The following is a 26,154-nucleotide window of genomic DNA, read 5'->3' as shown; positions in this document are numbered from 1 at the left end:
TCTCTGAGAACGGCGCATGGCTCCCTTTCATCTTGGAAAAGCTTATCATCAGCGCAAACAATCAAATCATCAATAATTGATGATACTGTCCCGAGACCCTCATCATAGCATTGCCCACGCCGAAGGAAGGGGGCTGCGATGATCGACGGGCAAAATGATACCATAGTAATAGGATTACAGGCGTGCGCTCCGGTTTTCGCGACCGGCTCGATTGACGACGCAGCGGAGGCCGGCGAAGAGGGCTCGTGCTGCAACGGGTTCCAAGTCGATTGGCTGTCCGAAGACGTTCGCCGCTTGCTCGCTGCTCACGGCTTTACCGCCCCCGATCCAGTGGATAGCGTCGCGCGCCGCATGGTGGAGCGCGAGGTGCTCACGCCGGGCATGCCGCTTGCGGCCATGCCGGTGGAATCGCTCTACAAGCCGTGGACGTCTTTGCCGGGCTCGCAGTTCGGCGGAGCGCGAGGGCTGTACTTGGGCGATGCGGCGCGCCATGTGCAGGCGCTCTACGAAGCGCTTAAGGTGGAAGTTCCGAAGCGTTTCGCGGCGATGCCCGACCACCTGTCTCTTCTGTGCGAGCTGCTCGCGCTCTACATGGAAGCCGGCAACAAGGAGGCTGCCCGCCTGCTTGCACAGGATCACTTCGACTGGCTCGACGCCTACGACGCGGCGCTCGACGAGCGCGCGGAGCAGGCGGCCTCGGCTTCGGCCTTCGACGAGGAGGGGCGCGCCGCTCTGGCGCGCGGCATCGGCCAGGTGCGCGCGTACGTTGCGCTTCTGGGCGAGCTCGCGCGGCATGCGGGGCAGAGCGCGCCGACGCCGAACGAGGCGAAAACGGCACCAACAAGGGAGGAAAGAAAGGAAGCGAAATGAACTCATCCGTAACACGGCGGACGTTCCTCAAGGGGTCGGCGGCCACGGCGGCGCTGGCTGCGACGGGCGCGGGCGTGTGCTCTCTCGGCGCATGGCAGGCCGAGGCGGCTCACGCCGAAGGCTCGTACGAGCGCAAAGAAGGCGCATCGCTCTGCAACGGCTGCTCCAGCAAGTGCGGCCTCGTGGCCACCACGCTGGGCGGCCAGCTGTTCACGCTGCGCGGCAGCGACGTGCATCCCTACGCCAAGGGCACCATCTGCGGTCGAGGTCACGGCGTGGCGCAGATCGCCTATTCCGACGAGCGCCTGACCCAGCCCATGCGCCGCGCGGCCGACGGTTCGTTCGAAGCTATCGACTGGGACACCGCGTTTTCCGAGATCGGCGCCAAGGTGAAGGACATTCTAGCCAAGAACGGCCCCGAAGCCCTGGCAATCGTCCAGGATCCGCGCCCTTCGGGCAAGGAGTACTCCAAGCGCTTCATCAACGCGCTCGGTTCGGCCAACATCTACACGCACGGCGCGGCCTGCAACTCCTCGAAGGAGGCGGGCTTCGCGCAGACCATCGGCACGGGCAACTTCTCGGTCGATTTCGGCAACTCCAAGATGGTCGTGTTCATCGGTCGCAGCTACGGCGACGGCATTCGCCCCTCGTCGGTGCAGAGCCTGGCCGCCGCGGCCGACAAGGGCACGCGCATCGTCATCGTGGATCCGCGCCTCAACAACTCGGGCATCTTCGCCACCGACTGGGTGTCCATCAAGCCCGGAACCGACCTGGCGTTTCTGCTGGGTATCTGCAACGTGCTCATCGAAGAGGACCTGTACGACCATGAGTTCGTCGAGCAGAACGCCGTGGGCTTCGAGGAGTTCGCGGCTCAGGCCAAGGAATACACCCCCGCATGGGCCGAGCAGCAGTGCGGCGTGCCGGCGGCCACCATCGAGGAGATCGCCCGGGCGCTTGCCAAGGCCGCTCCGGCCGCGGCCGTCGAGGCTTCGTGGCGCGCGGCGTTCGGATGCGCGCATCAGAACTCGTTCGACACCGCTCGCGCGGTGACGGCGGTGAACGCGCTTCTGGGCAGCTGGGGCGCGAAGGGAGGCGCGCTGCTCACGTCCTCGCCGAAGGCGGGCGACATCGACAAGCAGAAGTTCCCCTCCGCTCCGAAGCCCGAGGCCAAGCGCGTGGGCGACAAGGAGTACCCGCTCGCTCCCAGCGGCATGGGCTCGAACCTGGCCGTGCTGCAGGCGGCGCTCGACGGCGCTATGAAGGGCGTGTTCTTCTACAACTCCAACGCCGTGCAGGGCTACGCCCAGCCGAAGGTGTGGCGCGAGGGGTTGGAGAAGACCGATCTCGTGGTCACCATCGACGTGCAGATGTCCGAGACGGCGCTCGCGTCCGACTACGTGCTGCCCGAGTGCACCTACCTCGAGCGCATGGAGCTCCCCGAGTTCATCGGCGGCAAGAAACACTACGTGGCCATGCGCACGCAGGTGCTCGAGCCCATCCACCCCGAGACGAAGCCGTGCGATGAGATCTTCGCCGGCCTGGCCGAGGCGTGCGGCGTGGGCGAGTACTTCCCGTTCACGGTGGAGGAGCTTGCAGCCGCCCAGCTCGAGACGGTGGGCGTGAGCCTGGACGAGCTCAAGGAGAAGGGCATCGTGGAGCTTTCCGACCCCGGATTCGAGTACAAGACGCCTGCGTTCAAAACCCCGACTGAGAAGTTCCAGTTCTCGTCCGAGGCGGTGGGCGAGGCGGGCCTCAACCCGGTCATCGGCTGGACGCCGCGCCTCGTGGAGCCCAAGCAGGGCGAGTTCTACCTGGTGGGCGGCAAGCAGGGCATCCACTCGCACACGATGACCCAGAACGTGGCCACAATGAACGCCATCTCGCGCGAGTACGGCTTGGAGCGCGCGTGGATCTCGGTGCAGGATGCGGCCGAGTTGGGCATCGCCGACGGCGATATGATCGAGATCGCCTCGAGCGAGCATACCGGCCAGGTGGCAGCGCGCGTGACGCAGCGCATGCGCCCGGGCGTGGTGTTCCTGCCCACGCACTACGGCGGATCGTCGCCGTACCAGAGCCGCGCCTACGAGTTCGGCTTGAACATGACCGATTTCGTGCCGTTCCACATGGAGCCCGGCACGGGTGCCACCATGAGCCAGGAAGTGGCCGTCACGGTGAGGAAGGTGGAGGCGTAACATGACCCGCTACGGAATGCTCATCAACACCAAGAAATGCGTGGGCTGCTACGCCTGCCGCATGGCGTGCCAGATGATCAATAAGCTGGAACCCGAAGAGGCGTTCATCAGCTACAAGGAGATCGAGCAGGGAACGTATCCCAGCGTGTACGCCGAGACCGTGCCCGTGCAGTGCATGCACTGCGAGAACGCCCCCTGCCAGCAGGTGTGCCCGACGCACGCCACCTACACCACCGATTCCGGCGTGGTGCTGGTAGACGAGGAGAAGTGCATCGGCTGCAAGTACTGCATGGCTGCGTGCCCCTACGGCGTGCGCATCCAGATCGAGAAGACCGGCGTCATCGAGAAGTGCCGCTTCTGCTGGTACGAGGGCGAGCCGGGCAATCCGCCGGCGTGCGTGGGCACCTGCATTTCCGGTGCGCGCGTGTTCGGCGACCTCGACGATCCCGAAAGCGACATCTCTCGCGAGATCGCCCGTACGAACGCCCAGCCTATCGCGGGCGACCTGACCGAATCCAAGATCTACTACGTGAGGTGATGAACCATGGTTTGGGGACCTATGATCGCATGGTACCTGTTTCTGGCCGGCGCGTCGGCAGGTGCCTTCCTGACCTCGGCTTTCGTTGAGGTGAAATATCCCGAGAGCGTGAAGATGCGCGTGGCCGGCCGTATCATCGCCCCAATTTTCCTGGGGATCGGCCTGGTCATGTTGATGTTGGACGCCGAAGCCGGCCTGCACAACCCGCTGCGCTTCTTCTGGCTCATCGCTAACCCCGGTTCCGTGATGACGCTGGGCGTGTACTTCATCTGCGTGTTCATGCCGGTGGCGCTGGTTTCCGCGCTGCTGGAGGTGCTGAAGAAGCCCGTGCCGAAGTGGCTCACGTGGGTCGGCATCGTGTTCGCGTTCGCCGTGGCGGCCTACACCGGCTTCCTGCTGGGCGTGGTGAAGGCGTTCCCGCTGTGGAACAACGCGGTGCTGCCCATCCTGTTCGTGGTATCGGCGCTGTCGGCCGGCCTTGCGGCCACGTCGCTGGTGGGCCTGCTGGTGGATCGCGAGCGCTTCGAGCAGATGTGGCTGATCAAGAAGTCGCACGTCATCCTGTCGGCCATCGAGATGGTGGTGCTGGCCACGATGCTGGTCATCGTGAGCGCCGGCAGCGTCGAAGGCGCCGCGTCGGTCTACTCGCTCGTGGCCGGGCAGTACGCTCCTGCGTTCTGGGGAGGCATCGTCCTTCTGGGCCTGGTGGCACCGTTCATCATCGAAGGCTACCCGGTGTTCATCACGAAGCGCGTCGAGACCTCGATGACCTCGATGGTGGTCAGCGTCATCGGCGAGGCGGGCGTGCTGGTGGGCGGCTTCATGCTGCGCCTGCTGGTGGTTCTGTCGGCGCTTCCGGTGCTGTACCTGTAAGCTTTGCCTATTCCGACAGGCGCCGCAACCCCCTCTGCGGCGCCTTGCATGAAGCGGGCCCTCGCACGATGCGAGGGCCCGTCGTGCGTGAAGGGCTTGGCATGCGGCGCAGGGAGGCCTCTTCCGCAGAGCGCCCGGCGGCGCCCTTGGTCCGCCGGGGCTCGGGAGGACTCGCATATCGGCGCGATCTCGCCGGATCCTTGCGCCGGCCATGCGGAGGAAAGCTCGGTTGGCAGAGATCGCGCACTATGCACGATTCCAAGGCGATTCTTGTCGGGGCTTGCGATGAAAACCCCAGGTCGCTGATTATTCCGAACAATAGAATCGTGCATAGCGTGCGATCTCTGCCAACACTCGCGGATTCTTGCGCGGGTGCAGCAAAGGCGTGGCAAAGGGACGGGTGATTCGAGACACTGTACAGTGTCTCGAATCACCCGTCCCTTTGTCACGCGGCTATCGGTATTTCTCGATGAGGTCGATCACCTGTTGTTTGGAGTGCAGGTCGGTTTTCTCCAGAATGCGGCGGGTGTGGGTGCGGATGGTGTTCTCGGACACGAACAGGGCATCGGCGATGACGCGCGCCGAACGGCCGCGCGCGATGAAAGGCAGCAGCTCGGCCTCGCGCCGCGTCAGGCTGAAGTCCTCGGCGATCTGCTCGAACACGGCTTCTTCGCTGAGGGGCGCGTCGTCCGGCCGGGTTTCGGGAGCTGCAGGGGCAATGGAGGCTGCGGGAGCTTCAGCCGCCTGCACGACGGGGGCGATGACGGCGGCCGGCGCGTTCGCCGGCTCTGCGGGCGGTGCGTTCGTCGCAGGTGCGGCCGCCTTCTTTTCGATCGGCTCGTCCTCCACCACGATCGGCATGCCCTTGCGACGCGTACGGTAGAACAGTCCCAGCATGGCAAGCACGTACACTGCGCCCACCGATATACCAACGATCAGCAACGACGGGCTTCCCGGCACGAGCATGAGCAGATAGCCGATGCCGATTCCCAGCAGGCGCGCCAGGATTGACAATCCGCGCACCAGGGCGCCGATGACGAAGCCCGAAACGGCGAAGTCGTAGGAGGCCGACACCACCATGTACCAGATGATCACGTCGAACGTCCCGTAGCATGCGCTCATCACGGCGTTGAGCACCACGGGGCTCGTCTCCCAGAAGAACGGAAGCACGGCGAACAGGATGACGATGACGGGCACGATGACACGGTATGCCAAGGCCAGGTCAAGACGCTTGTGGGCGTATAGCACAAGTCCGATCAGGCATACGGCCACCACGAGGTTCGCAACGAGCGGCGCCTGGTGCGCCTCGTTCACCGATCCCACCGACAACACCGTCATCTCCCATACGAGCCCGAACAGCAGCGATAGCACGAGGCTGGCCACGATGAGCGTGACCAGCGAGGCGAGCGCCGTCAGGTAGCGTTTCGAATCCACGGTGCGCGCGTAGCGCCCGTCGGGAACCTCTGCATGGCACCGGCGCAGGCAGACGAGCGACAGCACGGGAAGCGGCAGCATCAACAGCAGCGGCGGGGCGCTTTCGTATTCGGCCGAGAGCGAGATGATCAGGAACAGCGCAGCTGTCAGCAAAAACGCCATCGGCACGTAGAACGACGTGCGCGAGGGGTGCATGCGCCCGAGGTACTCCGCCCAGCTTCCCCAGTAATAGCCGTAACCCACGCCCGTCAGCACCGATCCTCCCACCAGCAGCGCCATCATCGTCGCGTCGTTTCCCAGGCGTCCGGCGACGTCGATGACCACGAGGCCGGCCATGATGAGCGCGCAGAACAGCCATCCGGGAAGGCGGTCGAACGTATGCGGATCGCGTTCCATGAACGCGGCGATGGCGAACAAGGTGGTCATGTTCGCGATGAACGAGACCAGCACGACGAGCGTCTCGAGCTCGGGTGTGTTCGCGGGCCCCTGCAGCAGGATGGAACTGCGGAACGTGAGCATGCTGCACGCCCAGAAGAAGGCGAGGCCGACGTGACGGAATCGCAACGTCTTCCAAACCATCCGCATGCTGCGGCGGGCGCGCGCGACCGCGATCCGAGTGCTCACATTCCTCCCTTTCCCGGTCGACGAGCGGGTAGCCGTTCCGTGTCGAAGCCGCTTAACAACCGTGCTGATGACCCTATTCATCAGGTAAAACGTTCAAATCACCAGAAACTGATTACCCGACCCGTTCCCGTCGCGCCTAGGATTGGCGATGACGAGAAAGGACGGATCGTGTCCGTTATGACGAACGTAGCCTACATATTATCGCTCATTGCACCGCTTTTTTCCTACCTGAAAGAAGAGGATTACGTCTCCATGCAGCAAAACCTTGCATGGCAGGACGTGCGTGCGGCGGCAGGCGCTCCGCTGCAAGAGGCACTGTCGCTTCCGACATGGCCCGCTCGCTCGTCGTTTCAGAATGAACTGCTGGTGCCAGGCATGCCGCTGGCCGCTATGCCGGTGGAGTCGCTGTACAAGGCGTGGTCCACGCAGCAGGGCAACGCGTTCGGCGCTACGCGCGGGCTGTACTTAGGCGATCCTGCGCGGCATTTGTCCCAGGTGTATCGAGAGCTGGCCATCGAAGTCCCCGCGGAGTTCGCCTCGATGCCGGACCATCTGACGCTGGAGCTGGAGCTGCTGGCGCTGCTGCTGGACGCGGGCAACGGAGAAGCCGCCCGCCAGCTGGCTGCCGACCATCTCGATTGGCTTTGCGAGTACGACGCTGCGTTGGCCGACCGCGCCGACATGGTGGCGCATAACGAAGCGCTCCCGTCGGTGCGCCGCCGGAACCTGCTGGACGGCATCGCGTTTTTGCGGGCTCTCGCGGCGCTCGCGCAGCGGACGGTGGGCGAAGCGCTCGCCTTCGCGAACGCCGCCGAAGGAGAGGCCGTCGCCGTATGACCTACCCGGCGTCTGCTGCTGCAAGCAGGCGCCGTGCCCATAGGTGAACAAGCAAGACGAGTGAACGATAAGAAAGGGAGGAAAGGAATGAGGGAGACAACGGTATCGCGTAGAACGTTTCTCAAGGGTTCGGCCGCTACGGCTGCGCTCGCCTGCGCCGCGGGTTCCATCTCGCTTGGCTCATGGCAGGCCGAGCGCGCGGCAGCGGCCGAACCGGCGGTCACGGTCACGGCCCCGTCGCTGTGCAACGGTTGTTCCAGCAAGTGCGGGCTTATCGCCACGACGGTGGACGGCCAGCTCTGGACGCTCAAGGGCAACGAGGTCCATCCGTACTCGAAGGGACGCATCTGCGGGCGCGGCCATGGTCTTGCCCAGATGGCGTACTCCGACGAGCGCGTCACGCAGCCTTTGCGTCGCAAGGACGACGGCACCTTCGAGCCCATCGACTGGGACACCGCGTTCAAGGAGATCGGCGCGAAGGTGCAGGACATCATCGCCAAGAACGGGCCTGAATCGCTGGCTATCATCCAGGATCCGCGTCCGTCGGGCAAGCAGTACTCCGCCCGCTTCATGAACGCGCTGGGTTCGGCGAACGTGTACGCGCACTCTTCTTCGTGCAACCTGTCGAAGGAGAGCGCCTACCAGCTGACCATCGGCGCCACCGGCTATTCGAACGACTTCGCCAATGCGAAGATGGTCATGTTCATCGGCCGCAGCTACGGCGACGGCATCCGTCCCTCGTCGGTGCAGAGCCTGGCCGACGCCGCCGAGCACGGCACCCGCGTGGTCATCGTCGACCCGCGCCTCAACAACTCCGGCATCTTCGCCAGCGACTGGGTGCCCATCAACCCCGGCACCGACCTGGCGCTGCTCATGGCAATGGCGAACGTGCTCATCGAGGAAGACCTCTACGACCACGATTTCGTGGAGCAGAACACGTACGGCTTCGAGGAGTTCGCCGAGCAAGCCAAGGAGTACACGCCCGAGTGGGCCGAGAAGATCACCGACGTCCCGGCCGAGACCATCCAGGAGCTTGCCCGCTCCATGGCGAAAGCGGCTCCGGCGGCTTCCATCGAGTCGGGTTGGCGCTCGGTCATCGGCTGTTCGTACAAGAACTCGTTCGAGACGGCGCGTGCCATCACGGCCATCAACTCGCTTCTGGGCTGCTGGGGCGCGAAGGGCGGCGCGCTGATCACGTCCTCGCCGAAGGCCGGCGCTATCGAGGACGCCCGCTTCAAGGCGCCCGCGAAGCCCGCTGCCAAGCGCATCGGCGATGCGGAGTACCCGCTGGTCCTGGCCAGCGCCGGCACCAACGTGGCTGCGTTGCAGGCGACGCTCGAGGGTGAGATCAAGGGCCTGTTCTTCTACAACTCGAACGCGGCGAAGGGCTACGCGCAGCCGAAGAAGTGGACCGAGGCTCTGGAAAAGACCGACCTCGTGGTCACCATCGACGTGCAGATGTCCGAGACGGCTCAGCAGTCCGACTACGTGCTGCCCGAGGTCACGTACCTGGAGCGCCTGGAGCTTCCGGAGTTCGTGGGAGGTAAGAAGCACTACGTCGGCATGCGAACAGTGGCCTTGGAGAAGATCCATCCCGAAACGAGGACGTGCGACGAGATCTTCAACGGCCTGGCGGAAGCGTGCGGCGTGGGCGAGTATTTCCAGTTCACCGCTGAGGATTGGGCTGAGGCGCAGCTGGCAACCGTGGGCGTGTCGCTTGACCAGATGAAGAAGGAAGGCGTGGTGGAGCTGCCTGACCCGCACTTCGAGTACGGCGTGCCCACGTTCAAAACGGCGTCGGGCAAGTTCGAGTTCAAAACCGACAAGGTGGGCGAGGCCGGCCTCAATCCGGTGATCGGCTGGATTCCGCGCAAGGTGACGCCCCAGAGCGGCGAGTTCGCCATCGTGGGCGGCAAGCAGGGCATCCACTCCCATACCATGACCCAGAACATCGAAGCCCTGCACGCCATCTCGCGCGAATACCACATGGAGCGCCTCTGGATGGCCGCCAAAGACGCTGCCGACCTGGGCGTGCAGACAGGCGACACCGTGGAGGTGTCGTCGAGCGAGCACACCGGCCAGGTGGAAGTGCGTGTGACGCAGCGCCTCAAGCCCGGCGTCGTGTTCCTTCCCACGCACTACGGCGGCGACGCGCCTGCACAAACCCGCGCATACCATTACGGCATCAGCCTGACCGACTTCATCCCGCTGGACGCGGAGCCGGGCGTCGGCTCCATGATGAGCCAGGAAGTTGCAGTCACGGTGAAGAAAGTGGAGGCGTAACATGACCCGCTACGGAATGCTGATCAACACGAAGAAGTGCGTCGGCTGCTCGGCCTGCCGCATTGCTTGTCAGATGAAGAACCATCTGGATCCCGAAGAATCGTTCATCAAGTACCACGAGATCGAGACGGGGGAATACCCCAACGTGTACAACGAGATCGTCCCCACCCAGTGCATGCACTGCGAGGACGCGCCTTGCGCTGCCGTGTGTCCGACGCATGCCACCTACATCACCGATTCCGGCGTGGTGCTGGTGGACGAGGAAAAGTGCATCGGCTGCAAGTACTGCATGGCTGCGTGTCCTTACGGCGCCCGCATCGTGCAGGAGAAGACCGGTGTGGTGGAGAAGTGCCGCTTCTGCTGGGACGGCGAAAAACCGGGCAATCCGCCGGCGTGCGTGGGAACCTGCATTTCGGGTGCGCGCATCTTCGGCGATCTGGACGACCCGGATAGCGAGATCAACCAGGCTATCGCGAAATACCACGCACAGCCGCTCGCTGACAACCTGACCGTTTCGAAAATCTACTACGTGAGGTGATGAACCATGGTTTGGGGACCTATGATCGCATGGTACCTGTTTTTGGCCGGCGCGTCGGCGGGAGCGTTCCTGACGTCCGCGTTCGTCGAAGCCAAGTACCCCGAGAGCGTGAAGATGCGCGTCGCTGGCCGCATCATCGCTCCCATCTTCGTCGGCATCGGCCTGCTCATGCTCATGTTGGACGCCGAAGCCGGTCTGCACAACCCGCTGCGCTTCTTCTGGCTCATCTCGAACCCCGGTTCCGTGATGACGCTGGGCGTGTACTTCATCTGCGTGTACATGCCGGTGGCGCTTGCCGTGGCCGTTCTCGAGATACTCAAGAAGCGCGTGCCGAAGTGGCTCACGTGGATAGGCATCGTCGCGGCGTTCGCCGTGGCGGCCTACACCGGCTTCCTGCTGGGCGTGGTCAAGGCGTACCCGCTGTGGAACAACGCCATATTGCCCATCCTGTTCGTGGTGTCGGCGCTGTCGGCGGGCCTCGCTGCCACGTCGCTCGTGGGGCTGATCGTGGATCGCGAGCGCTTCGAGCAGATGTGGCTGATCAAGAAGAGCCACGTCATCCTGTCCGCCGTTGAAATGGTCGTGCTGGCCACGATGCTGATCATCGTGAGCGCCGGCAGCTTCGAAGGCGCCGCGTCGGTCTACTCGCTCGTGGCCGGGCAGTACGCTCCGGCGTTCTGGGGCGGCATCGTCCTTCTGGGTCTTGTCGCGCCGTTCCTTATCGAGGGCTACCCGGTGTTCATCGCCAAGCGCGTGGAAACGTCGACGACCTCGATGGTGGTCAGCGTCATCGGCGAGGCCGGCGTGCTGGTGGGCGGCTTCATGCTGCGCCTGCTGGTGATTTTGGCCGCCCTGCCCGTGCTGTTCCTCTAGCTCACCCGTGCGCCCCGCCCACCCCCTGGCGGGGCGCTGGCGGCCGGATTCCCCCTCCCTTTCTCTTCCGGCCGCTTTTCCTCTTTCATGGGCGCTGCGCACTCCCCCTCCGCGCAGCGCCCGTCTGTATTCCGACGAATCGAGGTGGCATCTATGGAAGAATCCCACGTTCCGCATTGGGGCATGGTCATCGATCTTGCGAAGTGCGTCGGGTGCGATTCGTGCACCGTGGCGTGCAAGGCCGAGAACCGCACGCCTCCGGGCGTCACGTACAACGTGGTGCTGGAACAGGAGACGGGCGCGTATCCCAACGTGCGTATCGAGGCGATCCCCCGTCCCTGCATGCAGTGCGAGAACCCCGCCTGCGTGTCGGTATGCCCGGTGAGCGCGACGTACCGCGGCGATGACGGCATCGTGGTCATCGACGCCGACCGTTGCATAGGCTGCAAATACTGCATCGCCGCGTGCCCGTACGGCGCGCGCTCGGCCGACGAGGGTTCGTCGTACGCAGTCGAGATGCAGGCGGCCGATCAGGTGACGGCGCCCGAGTACGGCGTGGACCACGGCGCGCGCGGGAAGTGCCGGGGCACGTACGGCACCGTGCGCAAGTGCACGTTCTGCGCGCACCGCATCGCCGAGGGCGAGGCGCCCGCGTGCTGCGAGACGTGCATCGGCGACGCGCGCTACTTCGGCGATCTGAACGATCCGTCGTCGAAGGTGGCGCAGCTGGCCGCTTCGCCGCGGGCGTTCCGCCTGCGCGAGGAGCTGGGCACGAACCCGTCCGTCTACTATCTGAAATGAGCGAGGTGAGCATCTATGGCATCTGAAACGAAGCGCAGGCGCTGGCTGCCGGCACCGTTCTCGCGCCGTGCTACCATCGTGTGGGCGGTGATCGTAGCCGTGCTGCTGGTTGCGGGCGCGTACTTCATGTACGACCGCTTGGCGAACGGACTGGGCATGGCGGGAGCCACGAATTCCGTGCCCTGGGGCTTGTGGGTGGTCGTCTACATCTGGTTCTCCGGTTTGGCGGGCGGCTTGTACCTCCTTTCGGCGCTGGTCTACCTGCTGAGGATTCCCCGCTTCGCGCCCGTCGCGCGCATGGCGCTGGGTTTGAGCGTGGTGTCGCTTGTCGTGTCGATGATATTCATCGGCATCGACCTGGGCGCCATCCGGCATTCGCTGGGAACGCTGCTGTTCTTCCATTGGTCGTCGCCGTTGGCCTGGGAGATCAAGGCGTATATGTTCTTCATGGTCGTGGCCGTCGCACAGTTCGTGCTCGTGCTGCTGAACGACAAGCGAGCTGCCGAGGCTGCTGGCGAGCCCAGCATGGAATCGCTTCGGCGGCGCGGCAACGTGAACCTGGCCATCCGCGTGCTGGCCGGGGTGGGCGTGGCCACGTCGTTCGTGGGCCCTCCGGGCGGTACGGGCATGTTCTTCGCTGCGGTGAAGACGCGCGGGCTGTGGGAGGGCGGCATCACGTCGGTGCTGTTCTACGTCATGGCCGTGGTGACGGCTGCCGCGTTCCTGATCGTCGCATATCGGCTGCTCGCGCGGCTGCGCGGGGCGCGGCCGGACGGTAGCGCGCTCGTGGGTCTGAACCGCGTGCTGGCGGCGTCGCTGTTCGCGCTGGCGTTCTGCGTGTTCTTCCAGATCGCCCCGCCGTTGCTGTCGGGCGATCCGGCGTCGGCGACGGCCGTGGGCGTGATGGTGTCGGGTTCTTTGGCGCCGCTGTTCTGGATCGGCGAGATCGGCCTGGGACTGGCGGTGCCCGCGGCGCTGTTGGCCGTGGGGGCGTTTCGTTCGCGCTGCGCGGCCGGCGGCGTTTGGACGGTCGCTGCTGCCGTCTCCGCCATGGCGGGCATCCTGGCGCTGCGCTACGTGCTGGTGGTGGCAGGGTTCTCGGTTCCGCTTCTGGGCGGCATGCCCCTGCCTGCGTACGTGCCCACTTTGGGCGAGGCGATGGTGACGCTGTTCGTTCTGGGATTGGCCGTCGGCTGCTACGGACTGGCTGTGCGCCTGCTGCCGCTCGAACGCAGGAGCGCGAGCGAGGGCGAGGCGCGGTTGGAAAGCTCCTACGAGGGCGCAGGTTCGGCCGCCGTGTCGTGCGGCGGGGTTTCGACGGGCAAGGAGGTGCGCGATGGAAGCGCAGCATAAAGACGGACGGCGATGCGATGCCGCAAGCGAGCCTCAGCGTTCGAGCTTGTTCGGAACGCCTTCGCGGCGCGCCGTGGTCGGCGCCGGTTGCGCGGTCGCCGCAGGCGCCTTGGTCGCCGGAGGCGGGCTGGGCGCGTACATGGCCGCTGATGACCCGCTGACCGACGAGCCTCACGGGCGCGGCAACGCCACCGGCGCGTACGCGGCCGACGACGTCATCCTGTCCATGTGCAACAACTGCAACAGCTACTGCACCATCAAGGTGCGCGTGACCGATGCGGCCGACGGCAAGCAGGCGAACGACGGCGCCACCGCGCTGGTGCGCAAGATCGCGGGCAATCCGTACTCGCCGCTCAACTCGCAGCCCTACGCGCCGATCCCCTACGCTACGCGGCCCGAGGAAGCGCTCGCCCCCGGCGACGACATGGCCGTGGCCGGTCGCGCTTCGAACGGGGGCATGATCTGCCTCAAGGGCCAGGCGGGCATTCAGCTCGTGCACGACCGGTTCCGCATCACGCAGCCTTTGCGCCGCGTGGGGGAGCGCGGGTCGGACGAGTGGGAGACGGTCAGCTGGGACACGGCCCTCGACGAGATCGTGAACGGGTCGCCCGCGCTGGGCACGCCGGGCATCGCCGAATGGTACGCCTACGCGCCGAAGAAGCAGGTGGAGGCCGATGTCGCGCTTGTGGAGTCGGGCGAGATGACCAAGGACGCCTTCGCGGCGAAATGGGCCGACAAGCTGATCGACGTGGAGCATCCCGACCTCGGCCCCAAGTCCAACCTGTTCTGCTCGGCCGGCGGCGACCGCATGTTCCTCGTCGGAGACCGCTTGACGCAGCTGGGGTTCGGCTCGGTCAACAACTTCAACCACGGCGGCGTGTGCGGCATGACGGGCGTCATGGCCAACGTGCGCACGCACCCCACGACGAACCATAAGCGCATGTACGCCGACATCGACCATTGCGAATGCCTTATCATCTGGGGCACCGAGCCCATGACGGCGAACAAGGGTCCGTCGTGGCTGGCTCCGCGCCTGTCGGTGGCGCGCGAGCGCGGCATGAAGCTGTACGTGGTCGATCCGCGCCAAGGGCGCAGCGCGTCGAAGGCCGACGTGTGGCTGCCCGTGATTCCCGGCAAGGACGCCGAGCTGGCGTTCGCCATGATGTCGTGGATCATCGCGAACGAGCGCTACGACGCGGCCTACCTGTCGGCGCCCTCCAAGAAGGCCGCCGCCGCACTGGGCGAGCCCACCTGGTCCGATGCGACGCACCTCGTGGCCGTCGACCTGCCGAACCGGCCTATCGTCACGGCCAAGGTGCTGGGGCGCGCGGGCGAGGCCGGCGCGAACGGCGAGGCGCTGGCCGACGACGCGCGCTTCGTGCTGGTGGACGGCGAGTTGACTCTCGCCGATGCCGCTGAGGGCGCCGCCGATCTGCTGGTGGACGCAGAGATCGACATCAAGGGAAAGCCTGCGCGCGTGAAGAGCGTGTTCCAGCTTTTGAAAGAGCGCGTCGAGGAGCGAACGCTGGAGGAGTACGCCGCCGATGCGGGTATCGAGCCCTCCGTGGTGGAAGAGGTGGCGCGCGAGTTCACGTCGCACGGCAAACGTGCCTGCGTCATGAGCTACCGCGGCCCGGCCATGCACGCCAACGGCTTCGATGCGGTGCGCGCCGTGGGGTATCTCAACTTCCTCATCGGCAACCACGATTGGAAGGGCGGTCACATCGCCGCCGCGGCGAAGTTCGCGCCGTTCGAGGGCCGCTACGACTTGAAGACCGTGCCGGACGCGCATGCCGGATGGGGCATTCCCATCACGCGCCAGAAGACCGAGTACGAGAAGACCAGCTACTTCAAGCAGGACGGCTATCCGGCGCCGCGTCCGTGGTACCCGCTGCCGGGCAACCTGTCGCACGAGATCGTGCCCACCTTGCGCGCGGGCTACGTGTACGATCATTTGGGCGCGCTGTTCATCCATCGCCATTCGCTGGTGGACTCCACGCCCGGCGGGCGGCGACTGGCCGACGTGCTGGGCGACCAGGACAAGATCAACCTGCTGGTGTCGTTCGACGTGGAGATAGGCGACACGTCGCGCTTTGCCGACTTCGTGTTACCGGACAAGGTGTACCTCGAGCGCTTCAGCCAGGAATCCATCTATCCGAACCAGCAGTACCAGCTCATCCAGCTGGGGCAGCCGGCGGTGCGCGCCTTCGACGGCCCGCGCTCGGTGGAGGACGTGTACTTCGACATCATGCAACGCCTCGGGCTGCCGGGCGTCGGCGAGCATGCCGTGCCGGTGGGCAAGGACGGCGACGGCGGCACGGCGGCCCTTTCGACCGAGTACGACTACTGGTTGAAGATGGCCGCGAACATCGCCTACGCCGGCGAGAAGCCGGTGCCGGACGCCGACGACGACGAGCTCGCCCTGTTCGAGCGCGCCCGCAAGCGCGCGCTGGGCGAGGCGTTCGATCTGGAGGCGTGGAAAGCCGCCGTCACCGAAGAGGAATGGCCGAAGGTGGTGTACGTGCTGAACCGCGGCGGGCGGTTCGCGTCGGCCGACCCTGCGAAGGGCGACGGTTACGACGGAGATCTGATCAAGACGAAGTACGCCGGCTTGTGCGCGTTCTACGACCCGAAGACGGCTTCGCTGAAAGACGCGTTGACCGGTGAGAACTTCGACGGATTGGCCCATACGGCGCCGATCGCCTTCGCCGACGGCACGCCGATGGCGCGGCCGGCCGACCGACCGTTCGCGTTCATCAACTGGAAAGCGCGCACGAACGGCACGCACCGCACCATCGCCGCGTCATGGTTGCGCGAGACGACCACCGAGAACTTCGTATGGATGTCGCCGTCCGACGCTGCCGAGCGCGGCTTGAAGAACGGCGATGTCGTGGAGGTCGTGGGGCCTGAAGGCACGCTTTCCGGTCACGTGCGCGTGACCGAGGGCATTCGTCCCGGCGTGGTGGGGGCCAACTACTCGTTCGGCCAGCAGGGCTACGCCGCGCGCGCGGTCACCATCGACGGCATGTTGATGGGTCCGGCTCCCGATTACCTTGAAGAAGAGGGCATCCTCGACGGCGACGAGCCCGGCAAGCAGAAGACCGGTTTCGCCGGCGGGCGGGGGCGCGGCTTCTGTATGAACGAGCTGCTGCCCGAGGAGACGCTTGCCGGAGGAGGCGGCGTGACCGATCCTATCGGAGGCGGCGCCGCCCAGTTCGACCTCTGGGTGGACGTGCGGAAGGCGTAGGAATTCGGCGCACTCTAGGGCGCGGGGAAGGCCATGCGGTCCAGCGATCTTCCCCGCGCCGATTCGTGATGGGTGCGGCGTGCGGTCGGCGCGGCGTGCGACGTTCGGTTCCCCAGAACCTCTGCCGCCGCCGTGGAGGGGATGCGCTATGAGGAAGGGCGCGGCTGCCGCGCGCTGGGCGCGAGCTGGTTTGTGAATTTCGCTTGGAGCGGGCCACTTTCTCGAAGATACGGGGGTTCCGGCTTCCGCTATACTTGCCCGCTGTGAAATCGCTTCTATACATATTCGAGCGCTACACCAGCCTTCGCCAGCTTTCGCGGCGACGTTCGCGCACGGCTGCGTTCCGCGCGCCGGGCGAAGTGGGCCCCGGCGTGTGGCAAGGCCATCGATGAGCGGACTCTCGTAAGCGGACGGCCTTGTTCGACGGCCTCCGCGTTTTCGCTTTCCTCATTCATATTCCCCGATCGATCGCCGGCCGTTCTCTTCGTGCGCCTTCCTGCGCGCGAGCGAGGGTATCGGCTCGGTCGTCGACGCGTCCGCAAAGGAAGTCGATGCGCTCTTGAACGAACAACAATTGGTTGCTGAACAGCACAAAGTAACTCGCAAGGAAATCACCGTCATCGGCATCGTGCTGGCAGGTGCGTTCCTTGCCATCCTGAACCAGACCGTCCTGTCGCCCGCGCTGCCGAAGCTGATGGACGCGTTCTCCATCTCGGCCGGCACCGCGCAGTGGGTGACGTCCATCTACATGCTGGTCAACGGTATCATGGTGCCCATCACCGGGTTCCTCATCGACCGCTTCTCCACGCGCAAGCTCTTCTTCGTCTCGCTGATCTCGTTCATCGTGGGCACGGCGCTGTGCGCGGGGGCTCAGACGTTCGAGCTGCTCATCGTAGGCCGCGTGCTGCAGGCGGCCGGCGCGGGCGTGCAGCTGCCGCTCGTGGGCGTGGTTCCCATGCTCATCTTCCCGCCCGAGAAGCGCGGCACGGCCATGGGCATGGCCGGCATCGTGATGAGCTGCGCGCCGGCGGCCGGTCCGGTGCTGGCCGGGGGCATCATCGACGCGTGGGGCTGGCGCATGATGTTCTGGGCGATGATCCCGCTGGCCATCCTCGTGCTGGCGGTGAGCTTCTTCCTGCTTACGAACGTGGGGGAGCTCAAGCGCCCGCACCTCGACGTGCCGTCCATCGTCCTGTCCACGTTCGCGTTCGGCGGCCTGCTGTACGGTTTCTCCAGTGCAAGCACGCTGGGCTGGGGCAACGCCGTGGTCGTCGACAGCATCGTCGTGGGCGTGGTCGCGCTCGCGTGGTTCATCCATCGCCAGCTGCATATCGAGGAGCCGCTGCTGCAGCTGCGGGCTCTCAAAACGCCCACGTTCGCGTACTCGGCCGTCATCGTGACGGTGGTCAACTCGGCGCTGGCCGTGGGCAGCGTCATCCTGCCCATCTACCTGCAGAACGTGCTGGGACTGACAGCGTTCGAAACCGGCATCCTCATGACGCCCGGTGCGGTGGCCACCATCTTCCTGAGCCCGGTCAGCGGTATGCTGTTCGACCGGTTCGGGCCGCGCGTCATAGCCATCGTGGGCTTGACGGGGCTCACCGCTTCGCTGGCGGCGCTGTCCTTCGTCGACGACAAGACGATGGTCGCGTACCTCGTAGCGTTCTACGTCATCCAGTCCTCCGGTCTGACGCTGGCGAACATGCCGGTCACCACCTGGGGCATCAACGCGCTGCCGAACGACATGATCGCGCACGGCAACGCCATCAGCAACACGGGGCGCCAGGTGGGCGGCGCGGTGAGCACCGCCCTCATCGTGACGGTGATGACCATGGTGACCGCGGCGAACGCCGAAGCCGGCCCGGTGCTGTCCACGGCGGCGGGCATCGACGTGGCGTACGGCATCTCCGCGGCCGTGGCCGGCATCGCTCTGGTCATCGCCGTCTTGAAGGTGCGCAACGTCAAGAAGCAAGCGGTCGCCTCGCCCGCATCCCAGGCCGAAGCGCCGCTTGAGATCGAAATGGAAGAAGCTCGGGAAGGAGCTGCACGATGAATCGGACGATCGGCGACATCATGGAGCGGGACGCGTACACGTGCCGCTACGACCAGGACCTCGGCGAGGTCGTGGCCCTGTTCAACGAACTGGGCACGAGCGGGCTTGTGGTGATCGACGAGGATCGCCATGTGGTGGGATTTATCAGCGACGGCGACATCATGAAGGCGGTCGCCGCGCAGAAGACGCGCTCCATCTTCGGCGGCGGGTACTCCAACATGGTGCTGTACGACAACGAGTCCTTCGAGGAGAAGGCCCGCGCGCTCAAGCGCCGCAACGTCATGGAGCTGGCCGTGCAGCGGGTGCTGTGCGCCACGGCCGACCAGACCATCGGCGAGATCGCCGACGTGCTGGCGAAGAAGAAGTTCAAGAAGGTGCCGGTCATCGACGAGGACGGCAGGCTCATCGGCATGGTGCGCCGCGCCACCATCACCCGCTACCTGTTCGATGTGCTGTTCGGCGAGGAAGAGCCGAGCGCCGAGTAGCGCCGGGGCTTATACTGGCAGCATCAACCGCATCGGTGCGCGTCGAGAAGGGAGAACGTCATGAAGGTGATCGTCGTCGGATGCCTCGGGCAGATGGGGCAGCCCGTCAGCCGATTCGTCGCCGAGCGCGAGGGTATGGAGCTGGTGGGAGGCGTGGGCCCTGCGGGACGCGACTACATCGGCCGCGACCTCGGCCAGGTGGTGGGCCTCGGACGCGATCTGGGCATCCCCGTGGCGGACGACCTCTCGTCCGTCATCGACGCGTGCGACGCGCTCATCGACGTTTCCAGCGTGGAGCAGTGCCTCGAAACGCTCGACTTGGCCGTGGCGCATGGGAAAGCTCTCGTCACGGCCAGCACGGGGTTCTCGCCCGAACAGTTCGAACGATTCGAAGCGGCCGGCCGGCACATCCCGATCATCTTCAAATGCAACACCTCGAAGATGGTGAACGTGATGCTGAAGTTGGTGGAGATCGCGGCGCGGGCGCTCGTGGACGAGACGGATATCGAGATCATCGACCAGCACGACCGCGATAAGCTGGATGCGCCCAGCGGCACCGCCGTCATCATCGGCAACATGATCGCGGAGCTCAAGGGCACCACGCTCGACGAGCTGGCCGAGTACGGCCGCGAGGGCCGCGGCGCGTGCAAGCCGGGCGGCGTGGGCTTCCATTCGCTGCGCGCCGGCGATATCACGAGCGACCACAAGGTGTACTTCGGAGGCATGGGCGAGCGTTTGGAGATCACCCACTACTCCTACGGCGACGACTGCTTCGCCCGCGGCGCCGTGGACTGCGCCGCGTATCTCCAAGGAAAGCCCGCGGGCGTTTACAGCATTAAAGACGTGTTCGACCTGCGTTAGCGTACCGCCCGCCTTCTAGGGGCGGCGGGCTTGGCGGGCGGCCGTCACGAAGAGGGCGCAGGCGATGAGCGCGAGCGCCGCCGCGGGCGCAAGCGGCATCGTGCCACCGAGGAACAGGGCGATCGTGCAGGCGAACAGGGCGCCGGCCAGCACGGCGGCCACCGCCCAGCCTCTTTGGATACGGGTCATGGCGGCCCTCCTTTCGTCGAAGCATCTACGGTACCAGCTTGCCTTGCAGGGGTGGGGGCGACGCGCTGACATCGAAGTCACGATCGGGCAACACCTTCTCAAACGGGGCGGCGGGTCAGCTGCCCTGCCTGTTCGCGCTCCTAGGATGAGGGCTGTTTATATGACAGCTAGGGGATTCATCGTGAATCCTGAGGAGGTGAAATCGTATGGATCTCGCATTGCTTCAAATGCCGATGGTTCTGTTCACCACGCTCGTGCCGATGGCTTCGGGCGCGTTCGTCGGCCTGGCGCTGGCGTTTCTGACCTCGCGTTTAAGCAAGGAGTGCCTCGCCCGCATCGACCGCTGGACGCTGCTTCCGATGGCGATCCTCGCCGTGGGCTACATCGCGTCGTTCGTGGCGCTCTCGTCGCCGCAGTATTCGATGAGCTTGTTCCAAGGCGTCGACATCGCGCCGTTGTCCTTCGTGGGCATCGCCGGCATGCTATTCATCGCGCTGGCCGTGGTGTACTGGATCATCGCGATGACGGGCAATCTGGACGAGCGTCCGCGCAAGGTGTTCGCCACCGTAGTGGGCGCGGCTTCGCTGCTGCTGTCGCTCAGCATCGGGGTGATGTACATGGGCTCCGCGGTGCTCACCTGGAACTCTCCGCTCGTGCCGCTCGGCATCATCGGGTTCTGCATCGCAGGCGGCGTGCCGCTCGGCGTGCTGGTCGTCGCTCTCGCGGGTGGGATGCCCGAAGCGCGCTTGACGCGGTTGCCAACGGTAGCGCTGTTCACGGCCTTTATCGGCGTGGTGGCGGCCATCGTCGCCGTCAGCGCGCAGCTGCTGTTCGCCCAGTCCACGTTCAACGCGTTCTTTCCGGGCTCCGACGTGCTTCCCGGTTCGTGGGTGTACCTCGTGATATCCATCGTGGGGTTCGTTGTTATGCTGGCGACTCTGCGCGCCACGCTCATGCCCGGCGGCCGCAATGTGGCGGCGATGGGAAGGACGGCGGGTGCTGCGGCGGCCATCCCGCTGCGCGATCGCGAGGACGTCGATGCTGATGCTCCCGTGGGCGTCCGTTCGGCCATCCCGCTGCTCGTGGCCGGCAACGCGGCCGTGCTCATCGGCATCTTCGTGGCGCGCCTCATGTTCTACGCGCTGCAGGTGTAGAGGCTTCGGCCCTCGAGGACCTTCAAGCCGCCGACGCCGGAAAGGCCGTCGGCGGCTTTTTTGTTTTTGTCGCACGCCTGAGCTTGTCGCGTGGCGGCGCGTGTCGCGCGGCGGCACGCGCAGTGGCGGTGGGGGCGCGCGAAGGGGGCAGGCGCGCTGGTGATGCAAATTGTCCCGCGGAGCGGTAAAAACAAGTCAGTTTGGCAATTATGATCGATATAATCATTAAATAGCACATCGCGCTGATCAGGCATTTTGAAAGCACGCCTGACATTTCAGCCCAAGATAGGTGCCAACCGGGCTGAAATCGCGCTCTCGAAATTGCCAAACCGGCTTAGTTTTACCCTCGGAAACGAAATTTCGCCTCATCGGGCGTCGGCGGCGACCCTTCGCTCGCGCTAGCCCTTCGACCGCATGTTGTCCGCTGCTTCGGCGTTTGATCGGCGCTGGATTGGGATGTGACACGCGTGGAAACGACGTTGGAAACGGCGGCAAGGCGCGTGGAATCCGCGTTGGAACGACGTGGGAAACGCGCTTGATTTGGCGGCAACGCGCGTTGGATCTGCGCAAACGAAACGTGAGACCGCGTCGCTATACTGAGAAGCACGGATTCGATCCGGCGGCTTGGTGCCTCGCCCTCTCATTATTCTAGAAGGATGGAGGTGAAGACCATGACCGTTTTGGGGATTGCTTCGTTGGCGATTTTGCTCTTGGAGTTCGCTACCCGCGTCATCGAGCTGTTTCTGGTGATAAGGAGCGCGCTCCTAACCCGTAGGGGAAAGGAGCGCCACAAGTAAACCCAAACCGCCGAAGCGATCCGAGAGCCGTGGGGAGCACCACCTCCCTGCGGCTCGCCCTTATTATACAAAAACGACCGTGCTCCGCCAAGAGGATCGTTGCGCAACGATCGGGACGCAACAGACAGGTGAAAAACGCGCATTCCGGAGCCGGGCGAGGATGGCGGGAGGGAGATCTCCCCGTTCCTTCGTCTCTTTCCCACGCTTTCGCCTTGCGCGCGGCCTTGGCTCGGCGCGTCCGAAACGGTGTAATCATGTGGTAACATGGAACCATCTTCTACATCGGCTTCCCAGCGCCGTGCAGGTGGGGTGGCTCCTCTGATGCAAAGGCGGTACGAGCATGGAGCGTTTGGCGGCGGCCTCGAACACGGTGCCGGGCAAGCCCGTGACCGTCTCCATGAAGAACGGCCGAACGACTACCGACTGCATCGTCGTGCCCGAAGACGGCGACCTGTGACGCTCGTCGCGCCGCTTGCGCCCGGAAGCCCTGCCGCGCCCGCAGAGGCGATGCTCCCTCTGCGGGCGCGGTGTCTCGCGCGAGCGGCAGGAGCTCCGATCAGGACAGCGACCTGCGATGACGGGCGCGCGACGCAAGAACCAGCGCGCCGCTTGCGAGGGCTGCGCCCAGGGCGATGGCGAAAGCCGGGCTGTCGCCGGTAGAGGCGAGCGCCTTCGCAGGGGGCGCAGCCTCGCGTTCCTCATGCCCGGCGGAAGGCTTCTCGCCGATGAGCCCCGGCTGGCTTTGGCCGTCTTTCACCAGGTACGCGTACTCGGTCGCGCTGGCCTCGCCGGTCGTGGGCGTCGCTCCCGCAGGAAGTATCGCCACCTGGAACGCCTTGACGGGGTAGCCGTATCCCGACGTGCCGTTGGCGGTGCCGTCATGCGCCCAAGCCATCCAGCCGACGCCTTTCACGTACAGGCGGTAGTAGACGGTGTAGCGCGCAGCCTCGTCGCCCGACAGGCTGACGCGCAGCGCCTGCACGGGCTGCTCCATCTCGCCCGCGATGTCGCCGTTCTCAACCGCCGGGCTCCACCCGCTTCCGTTGTCGACCGCGTAGGAAACGTTCAAGCCGCCGATGGACGTCTCGATGCGCAGCGCGGTCACGTCGTGGCCGGCGGCGTTTCCGCTCGTCTGCCCGTCGATGCTCCAATCGACGCCGGCGTCCTCGTAGGCCCAGCCGTCCTCGAAGCTGTGCCACTGGTAGTACACGGCGGCCTCGGTGGGGGCGAGTGCGATGGCGAAGGTTCCGTCCAGGTTCCTCTCGCTCAGCCCGCTGTAATCGCGGCCGTTCCACGAGGCGACGACCAGCTTGTCCGTCGCCTCGAGCGGCGTGAGGTGCAGGTAGAGCGCTCCTTGGTCGTCGGTCTGGACGTCGCGCATGCCGTAGGTGCTGCCGCCGGTCGGCTCTTCCACGAATTCCGTGTCGAGCAGACGCATCTGCAAGGAGGAGATGGGCGTGTTCGCCGGAAGCCCGTGTATCGTTACAAGCGAGAGGTCGTCGTTGTTTTCGTTGACGAAGCGCTGCTCGTCCTCGGAGGCAAGAGACGTTGCTTCCTCGTCCAGGTCGGACGCGAGCGCGACGGGGGAGGCGAGCAGGAGGTTCAACGCTGCCGGAGTCGGCGAAGCTGATGCCGACGCCAAAGACGCCGCCCTCGTTGAAACCGCCTCGTTGCATTTGACCGTTCCGCCGGTGATGACGGGCGCCTTGACGGAGCTGGTGATAGCCGCGACCCGACCGGCTCCATAAGTGCCCGGACCGCCGACGGCGTTGATGGTGCCCCCGCTGATCTTGATTTCCCCGCACGAGTCGCCGACACTGCAACCTATGGCTGCAGACAGGTCGCCGCCGTGCGCGTTCACTATGCCGCCGCTGATGGTGATGGAGCCGCACGAGCCGTAATGGTCCGACCCGATGCCAGCGACGAACTTGGAGCCTTTGGCGGTAACCGACCCGCCGCTGATGGTGATGGACTTGCTCGCCGTGATCGCTGCGCTTCCACTCGACTGACTGAGCGCTTCGACAGTGCCTCCGGAAACAACGAGCTTTCCTGCAGTAATGCCATTACCGCCCGTTACTCCCGAATGAGCGAGAACCGTGCCGCCCGCTATCGAGATGGTCGTGTTCGGCTCTCCCAGGATGCAAGGCTGACGACCTGTGCCTGCTCCCACGGCATTCAAGGTTCCCTTGCCGTTGATGGTAAGAGACGAGGTGCCTCGAACCGCCACCCCCGGCGACGCCTCCAATCTGTGGCCGCATATGTAATTACTTCCCACCAGCGTGAGCGTCACGTTCGAGGATTCCTCGATTGAAGCCGCAACGCCGCTCAGATCCTGAAAGCGCAGCGCGTGAGTACCTTTCCTCACGATCACCTGATTGCTTACGGGGAAGGAGGTAAAATCTGCGGCTCCCGTGACAGCCAGGTACCCGCTGTAGCGCGTCCAACTCACTCCCCCGTCGAGGGTGTACTGCGGAATGCCCTCCGAACTCACATCGACGATGAGCTTGCAGCCCTTTTTTTCGTGCATGCTGACGACGGGGTTTTCAACAGGCGGGTCGGGAATGGCCAGATGAAGCGTGTATCCGGCTTCGGCAGAACCCTTGATCGTGCCTTCGTATACGTTGCCGGATTCGCTAAAGCTCATCTTGACGGAGCTGCCGTCCTTAAGCAGGTTTCTGTCGAGAAAAAGTCCCAGATCGCCGTCGTCCATCCAAGTGGCGAAGCCGTCTACGATGTAATGCTTGGCATCCACCCACCGATCGCCTCTGACAAAGACAGGGCCTTTCTCACCAAAACTGGCTCCGAGCAGATTCTCACCTGCCGCCAAGCCCGACACCAGAACATACGCGGAACTGGGGAAGGAGCCGCCCTGATCGACGGCGAGCGTCGTGTTGGCGGGCGGGCGCTGCGAGAGGTGAATGTTGCCGCCGCCGGTGACGATGCTTTTCGCGGTAATGTCGCAAGTGCCTGAGGACTGCAAGGTCACCGTTCCCGAAAAGAAGGACACCGACCCCGTTGCATCCACAGCGCTCGAGGTCGGGTCGCCGAGGGCAGGGGCGCCGTTGCCGCTTCGCGCGGTTACGTTGCCGGGTTGCCAAAACTCGATGGTGCCGCAACTTGAAACCGCGCTGTCCGCACCGATGGCGGGAGCCTCGTATCCTCCCTGCGCTTCCAGACTGCCGTAGAGATCGCCTTTGAAAATCAGATGAGCCTTACCAGGTGCGAAAATTGCGGGATACCCGCTCGAACCGGAAAGCTTGTTCGAGCCATACAGCCAGAGCGTAAGCTGCGCAGCCTGCGTGTCGCTGCCGATTTCAATCGCCGCGTGATTGGCGCGCGGCTCGTTGATGGTAACGCCGTTGAGAAGTATCGTATGGGTTCCGTTGAGCACTTGCACGTTCGTGCCGCTGCCTGCCGTTCCACCGATCGTCACGTTGCCGGAATAGGACGTCCACGTTGCCTCGTTGTCCTGGCTGTATTGGAGGTTCGAGCCGGAGTCCTTCAAGAGGATGGAACCGTCCTTCAGGTCGAGGTGCGGCGCATTCTCTATGGGCGCCAAGGCTGCCACCTCGGGCGGGGCTTCCTCGAGTGGGGCCGCGTCAGGGAGAGTCGCATCCGCCTGAGCCGTTGCCGCTGGCTCGTCTTCAGCCCAGGCGTAATGCGCGGGAGCGAACTGTGCTCCCGCCATGAGTGCAAGCGCCGCGGCGAGTGCGAACGCGCACAGCTTCCGTCCGGATATTGGCGATTCGACATGCGATGCAGCGTTCATGGCAGCTCCGATCAGGGAAACGTGCGGCGAACCCAGATGGCAAGAAGTATAGCATGCGATCAGGTGAGACTTTGCTGAGGGGCGGTCTTGATTACGTCGCGAGAGCTCGCCCGGTGCGTTTTCGCGCGTTCGTCCCGCTGCGTGGAAACGGCGTTGGAACCGCGTGCAAGGCGCGTGGAATCCGCGTTGGAAACGATGGCAAGGCGCGTGGAATTTGCGTGGGAGCGGCGTTGGAAAAGGGCAAGGTCGGGAAGGTTTTCCATGGTGATGCGTGCCATGGAAACGTGGAACGGGCTCGCTATACTTATAGATACGGATTCGGTCCGGCGGCTTGGTGCCTCTCCCTCTCATATTCTAGATGAACGGAGGTGATGACCATGACC

Annotated in this window: 18 protein-coding genes; 15 read left to right on the top strand and 3 right to left on the bottom strand. The window is 64.8% G+C overall.

The window, feature by feature from the left end:
* The first annotated feature begins 138 nt into the window (after nt 1-138).
* From GT613_RS08930 to nrfD (GT613_RS08915), 4 genes are read left to right on the top strand one after another with little or no spacing between them, the layout of a single operon-like run.
* Complete coding sequence (locus tag GT613_RS08930; protein WP_035584175.1) at nt 139-870, top strand: molecular chaperone TorD family protein; 732 nt, start codon at nt 139-141, stop codon at nt 868-870.
* Nucleotides 867-3,062, top strand: a complete 2,196-nt coding sequence (locus GT613_RS08925) for a molybdopterin-dependent oxidoreductase (RefSeq protein ID WP_035584173.1) — start codon at nt 867-869, stop codon at nt 3,060-3,062. The genes GT613_RS08930 and GT613_RS08925 overlap by 4 nt, the downstream gene beginning before the upstream one ends.
* A gap of 1 nt (nt 3,063) precedes the next feature.
* Entirely contained in the window at nt 3,064-3,600 is a 537-nt protein-coding gene (locus GT613_RS08920; RefSeq protein ID WP_021409314.1) for a 4Fe-4S dicluster domain-containing protein, read from the top strand.
* A gap of 6 nt (nt 3,601-3,606) precedes the next feature.
* Entirely contained in the window at nt 3,607-4,473 is an 867-nt protein-coding gene (gene nrfD, locus GT613_RS08915; RefSeq protein WP_021409319.1) for an NrfD/PsrC family molybdoenzyme membrane anchor subunit, read from the top strand.
* A gap of 453 nt (nt 4,474-4,926) precedes the next feature.
* Here the strand turns inward: nrfD (GT613_RS08915) and GT613_RS08910 are convergent, their stop codons facing one another.
* On the bottom strand, nt 4,927-6,531 hold the full coding sequence (locus GT613_RS08910; protein WP_161172592.1) for a helix-turn-helix transcriptional regulator: 1,605 nt from the start codon (nt 6,529-6,531) through the stop codon (nt 4,927-4,929).
* 252 nt (nt 6,532-6,783) lie between these two features.
* Here GT613_RS08910 and GT613_RS08905 point away from each other — a divergent pair, with 252 nt between their 5' ends.
* The 10 genes from GT613_RS08905 to dapB all read left to right on the top strand — a co-directional run bounded on the left by GT613_RS08905 (nt 6,784) and on the right by dapB (nt 19,862).
* Nucleotides 6,784-7,368: a molecular chaperone TorD family protein gene (locus GT613_RS08905; protein ID WP_226844533.1), complete on the top strand. Its 585-nt coding sequence runs from the start codon at nt 6,784-6,786 to the stop codon at nt 7,366-7,368.
* An 87-nt stretch (nt 7,369-7,455) separates the two neighbouring features.
* Nucleotides 7,456-9,651: a molybdopterin-dependent oxidoreductase gene (locus tag GT613_RS08900; RefSeq protein ID WP_009306072.1), complete on the top strand. Its 2,196-nt coding sequence runs from the start codon at nt 7,456-7,458 to the stop codon at nt 9,649-9,651.
* 1 nt (nt 9,652) lies between these two features.
* Nucleotides 9,653-10,189 (top strand): 4Fe-4S dicluster domain-containing protein, encoded by a 537-nt coding sequence (locus GT613_RS08895; RefSeq protein WP_009306074.1) that lies wholly within the window; start codon nt 9,653-9,655, stop codon nt 10,187-10,189.
* A gap of 6 nt (nt 10,190-10,195) precedes the next feature.
* The gene (gene nrfD / locus GT613_RS08890; protein WP_009608189.1) at nt 10,196-11,062 is read left to right on the top strand and encodes an NrfD/PsrC family molybdoenzyme membrane anchor subunit; all 867 of its coding nucleotides are present in this window, start codon (nt 10,196-10,198) and stop codon (nt 11,060-11,062) included.
* A gap of 153 nt (nt 11,063-11,215) precedes the next feature.
* A complete protein-coding gene (locus tag GT613_RS08885; RefSeq protein WP_161172591.1) occupies nt 11,216-11,863 on the top strand; it encodes a 4Fe-4S dicluster domain-containing protein in 648 nt (215 codons plus the stop codon).
* 15 nt (nt 11,864-11,878) lie between these two features.
* The gene (gene nrfD, locus GT613_RS08880; protein ID WP_009607940.1) at nt 11,879-13,216 is read left to right on the top strand and encodes an NrfD/PsrC family molybdoenzyme membrane anchor subunit; all 1,338 of its coding nucleotides are present in this window, start codon (nt 11,879-11,881) and stop codon (nt 13,214-13,216) included.
* Complete coding sequence (locus GT613_RS08875) at nt 13,200-16,463, top strand: molybdopterin dinucleotide binding domain-containing protein (protein WP_114556709.1); 3,264 nt, start codon at nt 13,200-13,202, stop codon at nt 16,461-16,463. Before nrfD (GT613_RS08880) ends, GT613_RS08875 begins: the two co-directional genes overlap by 17 nt.
* A 559-nt stretch (nt 16,464-17,022) precedes the next feature.
* Nucleotides 17,023-18,516 (top strand): MDR family MFS transporter, encoded by a 1,494-nt coding sequence (locus GT613_RS08870; protein ID WP_192935130.1) that lies wholly within the window; start codon nt 17,023-17,025, stop codon nt 18,514-18,516.
* Entirely contained in the window at nt 18,513-19,001 is a 489-nt protein-coding gene (locus GT613_RS08865; RefSeq protein WP_086414992.1) for an HPP family protein, read from the top strand. Before GT613_RS08870 ends, GT613_RS08865 begins: the two co-directional genes overlap by 4 nt.
* A 60-nt stretch (nt 19,002-19,061) precedes the next feature.
* Entirely contained in the window at nt 19,062-19,862 is an 801-nt protein-coding gene (gene dapB, locus GT613_RS08860) for a 4-hydroxy-tetrahydrodipicolinate reductase (protein ID WP_086414991.1), read from the top strand.
* Between the two features lie 15 nt (nt 19,863-19,877).
* Here dapB and GT613_RS15305 read toward each other — a convergent pair whose 3' ends face one another.
* Complete coding sequence (locus GT613_RS15305) at nt 19,878-20,051, bottom strand: hypothetical protein (RefSeq protein ID WP_009306088.1); 174 nt, start codon at nt 20,049-20,051, stop codon at nt 19,878-19,880.
* Nucleotides 20,052-20,257: 206 nt separating this feature from the next.
* On the opposite strand from GT613_RS15305, the gene GT613_RS08855 reads away from it, so the two are divergent.
* Complete coding sequence (locus tag GT613_RS08855) at nt 20,258-21,205, top strand: DmsC/YnfH family molybdoenzyme membrane anchor subunit (protein WP_161172590.1); 948 nt, start codon at nt 20,258-20,260, stop codon at nt 21,203-21,205.
* A gap of 1,353 nt (nt 21,206-22,558) precedes the next feature.
* Here GT613_RS08855 and GT613_RS08850 read toward each other — a convergent pair.
* Nucleotides 22,559-25,570, bottom strand: a complete 3,012-nt coding sequence (locus GT613_RS08850) for a peptidase (protein WP_233671117.1) — start codon at nt 25,568-25,570, stop codon at nt 22,559-22,561.
* Between the last annotated feature and the right edge of the window lie 584 nt (nt 25,571-26,154).

Origin of the sequence: Eggerthella sp. BIOML-A4, assembly GCF_009875575.1 — a bacterium.
In the GTDB taxonomy this organism is placed as follows: Bacteria; Actinomycetota; Coriobacteriia; order Coriobacteriales; family Eggerthellaceae; genus Eggerthella; species Eggerthella lenta.
The sequence above is the reverse complement of the archived record's forward strand: the minus strand, read 5'-3'. Positions and strand labels throughout refer to the sequence as shown.

What these genes read in the sequence shown, in the direction of transcription:
- GT613_RS08930 (WP_035584175.1), top strand. Translation starts at nt 139, where the DNA reads ATGATCGACGGGCAAAATGATACCATAGTAATAGGATTACAGGCGTGC.
- GT613_RS08925 (WP_035584173.1), top strand. Translation starts at nt 867, where the DNA reads ATGAACTCATCCGTAACACGGCGGACGTTCCTCAAGGGGTCGGCGGCC.
- GT613_RS08920 (WP_021409314.1), top strand. Translation starts at nt 3,064, where the DNA reads ATGACCCGCTACGGAATGCTCATCAACACCAAGAAATGCGTGGGCTGC.
- nrfD (WP_021409319.1), top strand. Translation starts at nt 3,607, where the DNA reads ATGGTTTGGGGACCTATGATCGCATGGTACCTGTTTCTGGCCGGCGCG.
- GT613_RS08905 (WP_226844533.1), top strand. Translation starts at nt 6,784, where the DNA reads ATGCAGCAAAACCTTGCATGGCAGGACGTGCGTGCGGCGGCAGGCGCT.
- GT613_RS08900 (WP_009306072.1), top strand. Translation starts at nt 7,456, where the DNA reads ATGAGGGAGACAACGGTATCGCGTAGAACGTTTCTCAAGGGTTCGGCC.
- GT613_RS08895 (WP_009306074.1), top strand. Translation starts at nt 9,653, where the DNA reads ATGACCCGCTACGGAATGCTGATCAACACGAAGAAGTGCGTCGGCTGC.
- nrfD (WP_009608189.1), top strand. Translation starts at nt 10,196, where the DNA reads ATGGTTTGGGGACCTATGATCGCATGGTACCTGTTTTTGGCCGGCGCG.
- GT613_RS08885 (WP_161172591.1), top strand. Translation starts at nt 11,216, where the DNA reads ATGGAAGAATCCCACGTTCCGCATTGGGGCATGGTCATCGATCTTGCG.
- nrfD (WP_009607940.1), top strand. Translation starts at nt 11,879, where the DNA reads ATGGCATCTGAAACGAAGCGCAGGCGCTGGCTGCCGGCACCGTTCTCG.
- GT613_RS08875 (WP_114556709.1), top strand. Translation starts at nt 13,200, where the DNA reads ATGGAAGCGCAGCATAAAGACGGACGGCGATGCGATGCCGCAAGCGAG.
- GT613_RS08865 (WP_086414992.1), top strand. Translation starts at nt 18,513, where the DNA reads ATGAATCGGACGATCGGCGACATCATGGAGCGGGACGCGTACACGTGC.
- dapB (WP_086414991.1), top strand. Translation starts at nt 19,062, where the DNA reads ATGAAGGTGATCGTCGTCGGATGCCTCGGGCAGATGGGGCAGCCCGTC.
- GT613_RS15305 (WP_009306088.1), bottom strand. Translation starts at nt 20,051, where the DNA reads ATGACCCGTATCCAAAGAGGCTGGGCGGTGGCCGCCGTGCTGGCCGGC.
- GT613_RS08855 (WP_161172590.1), top strand. Translation starts at nt 20,258, where the DNA reads ATGGATCTCGCATTGCTTCAAATGCCGATGGTTCTGTTCACCACGCTC.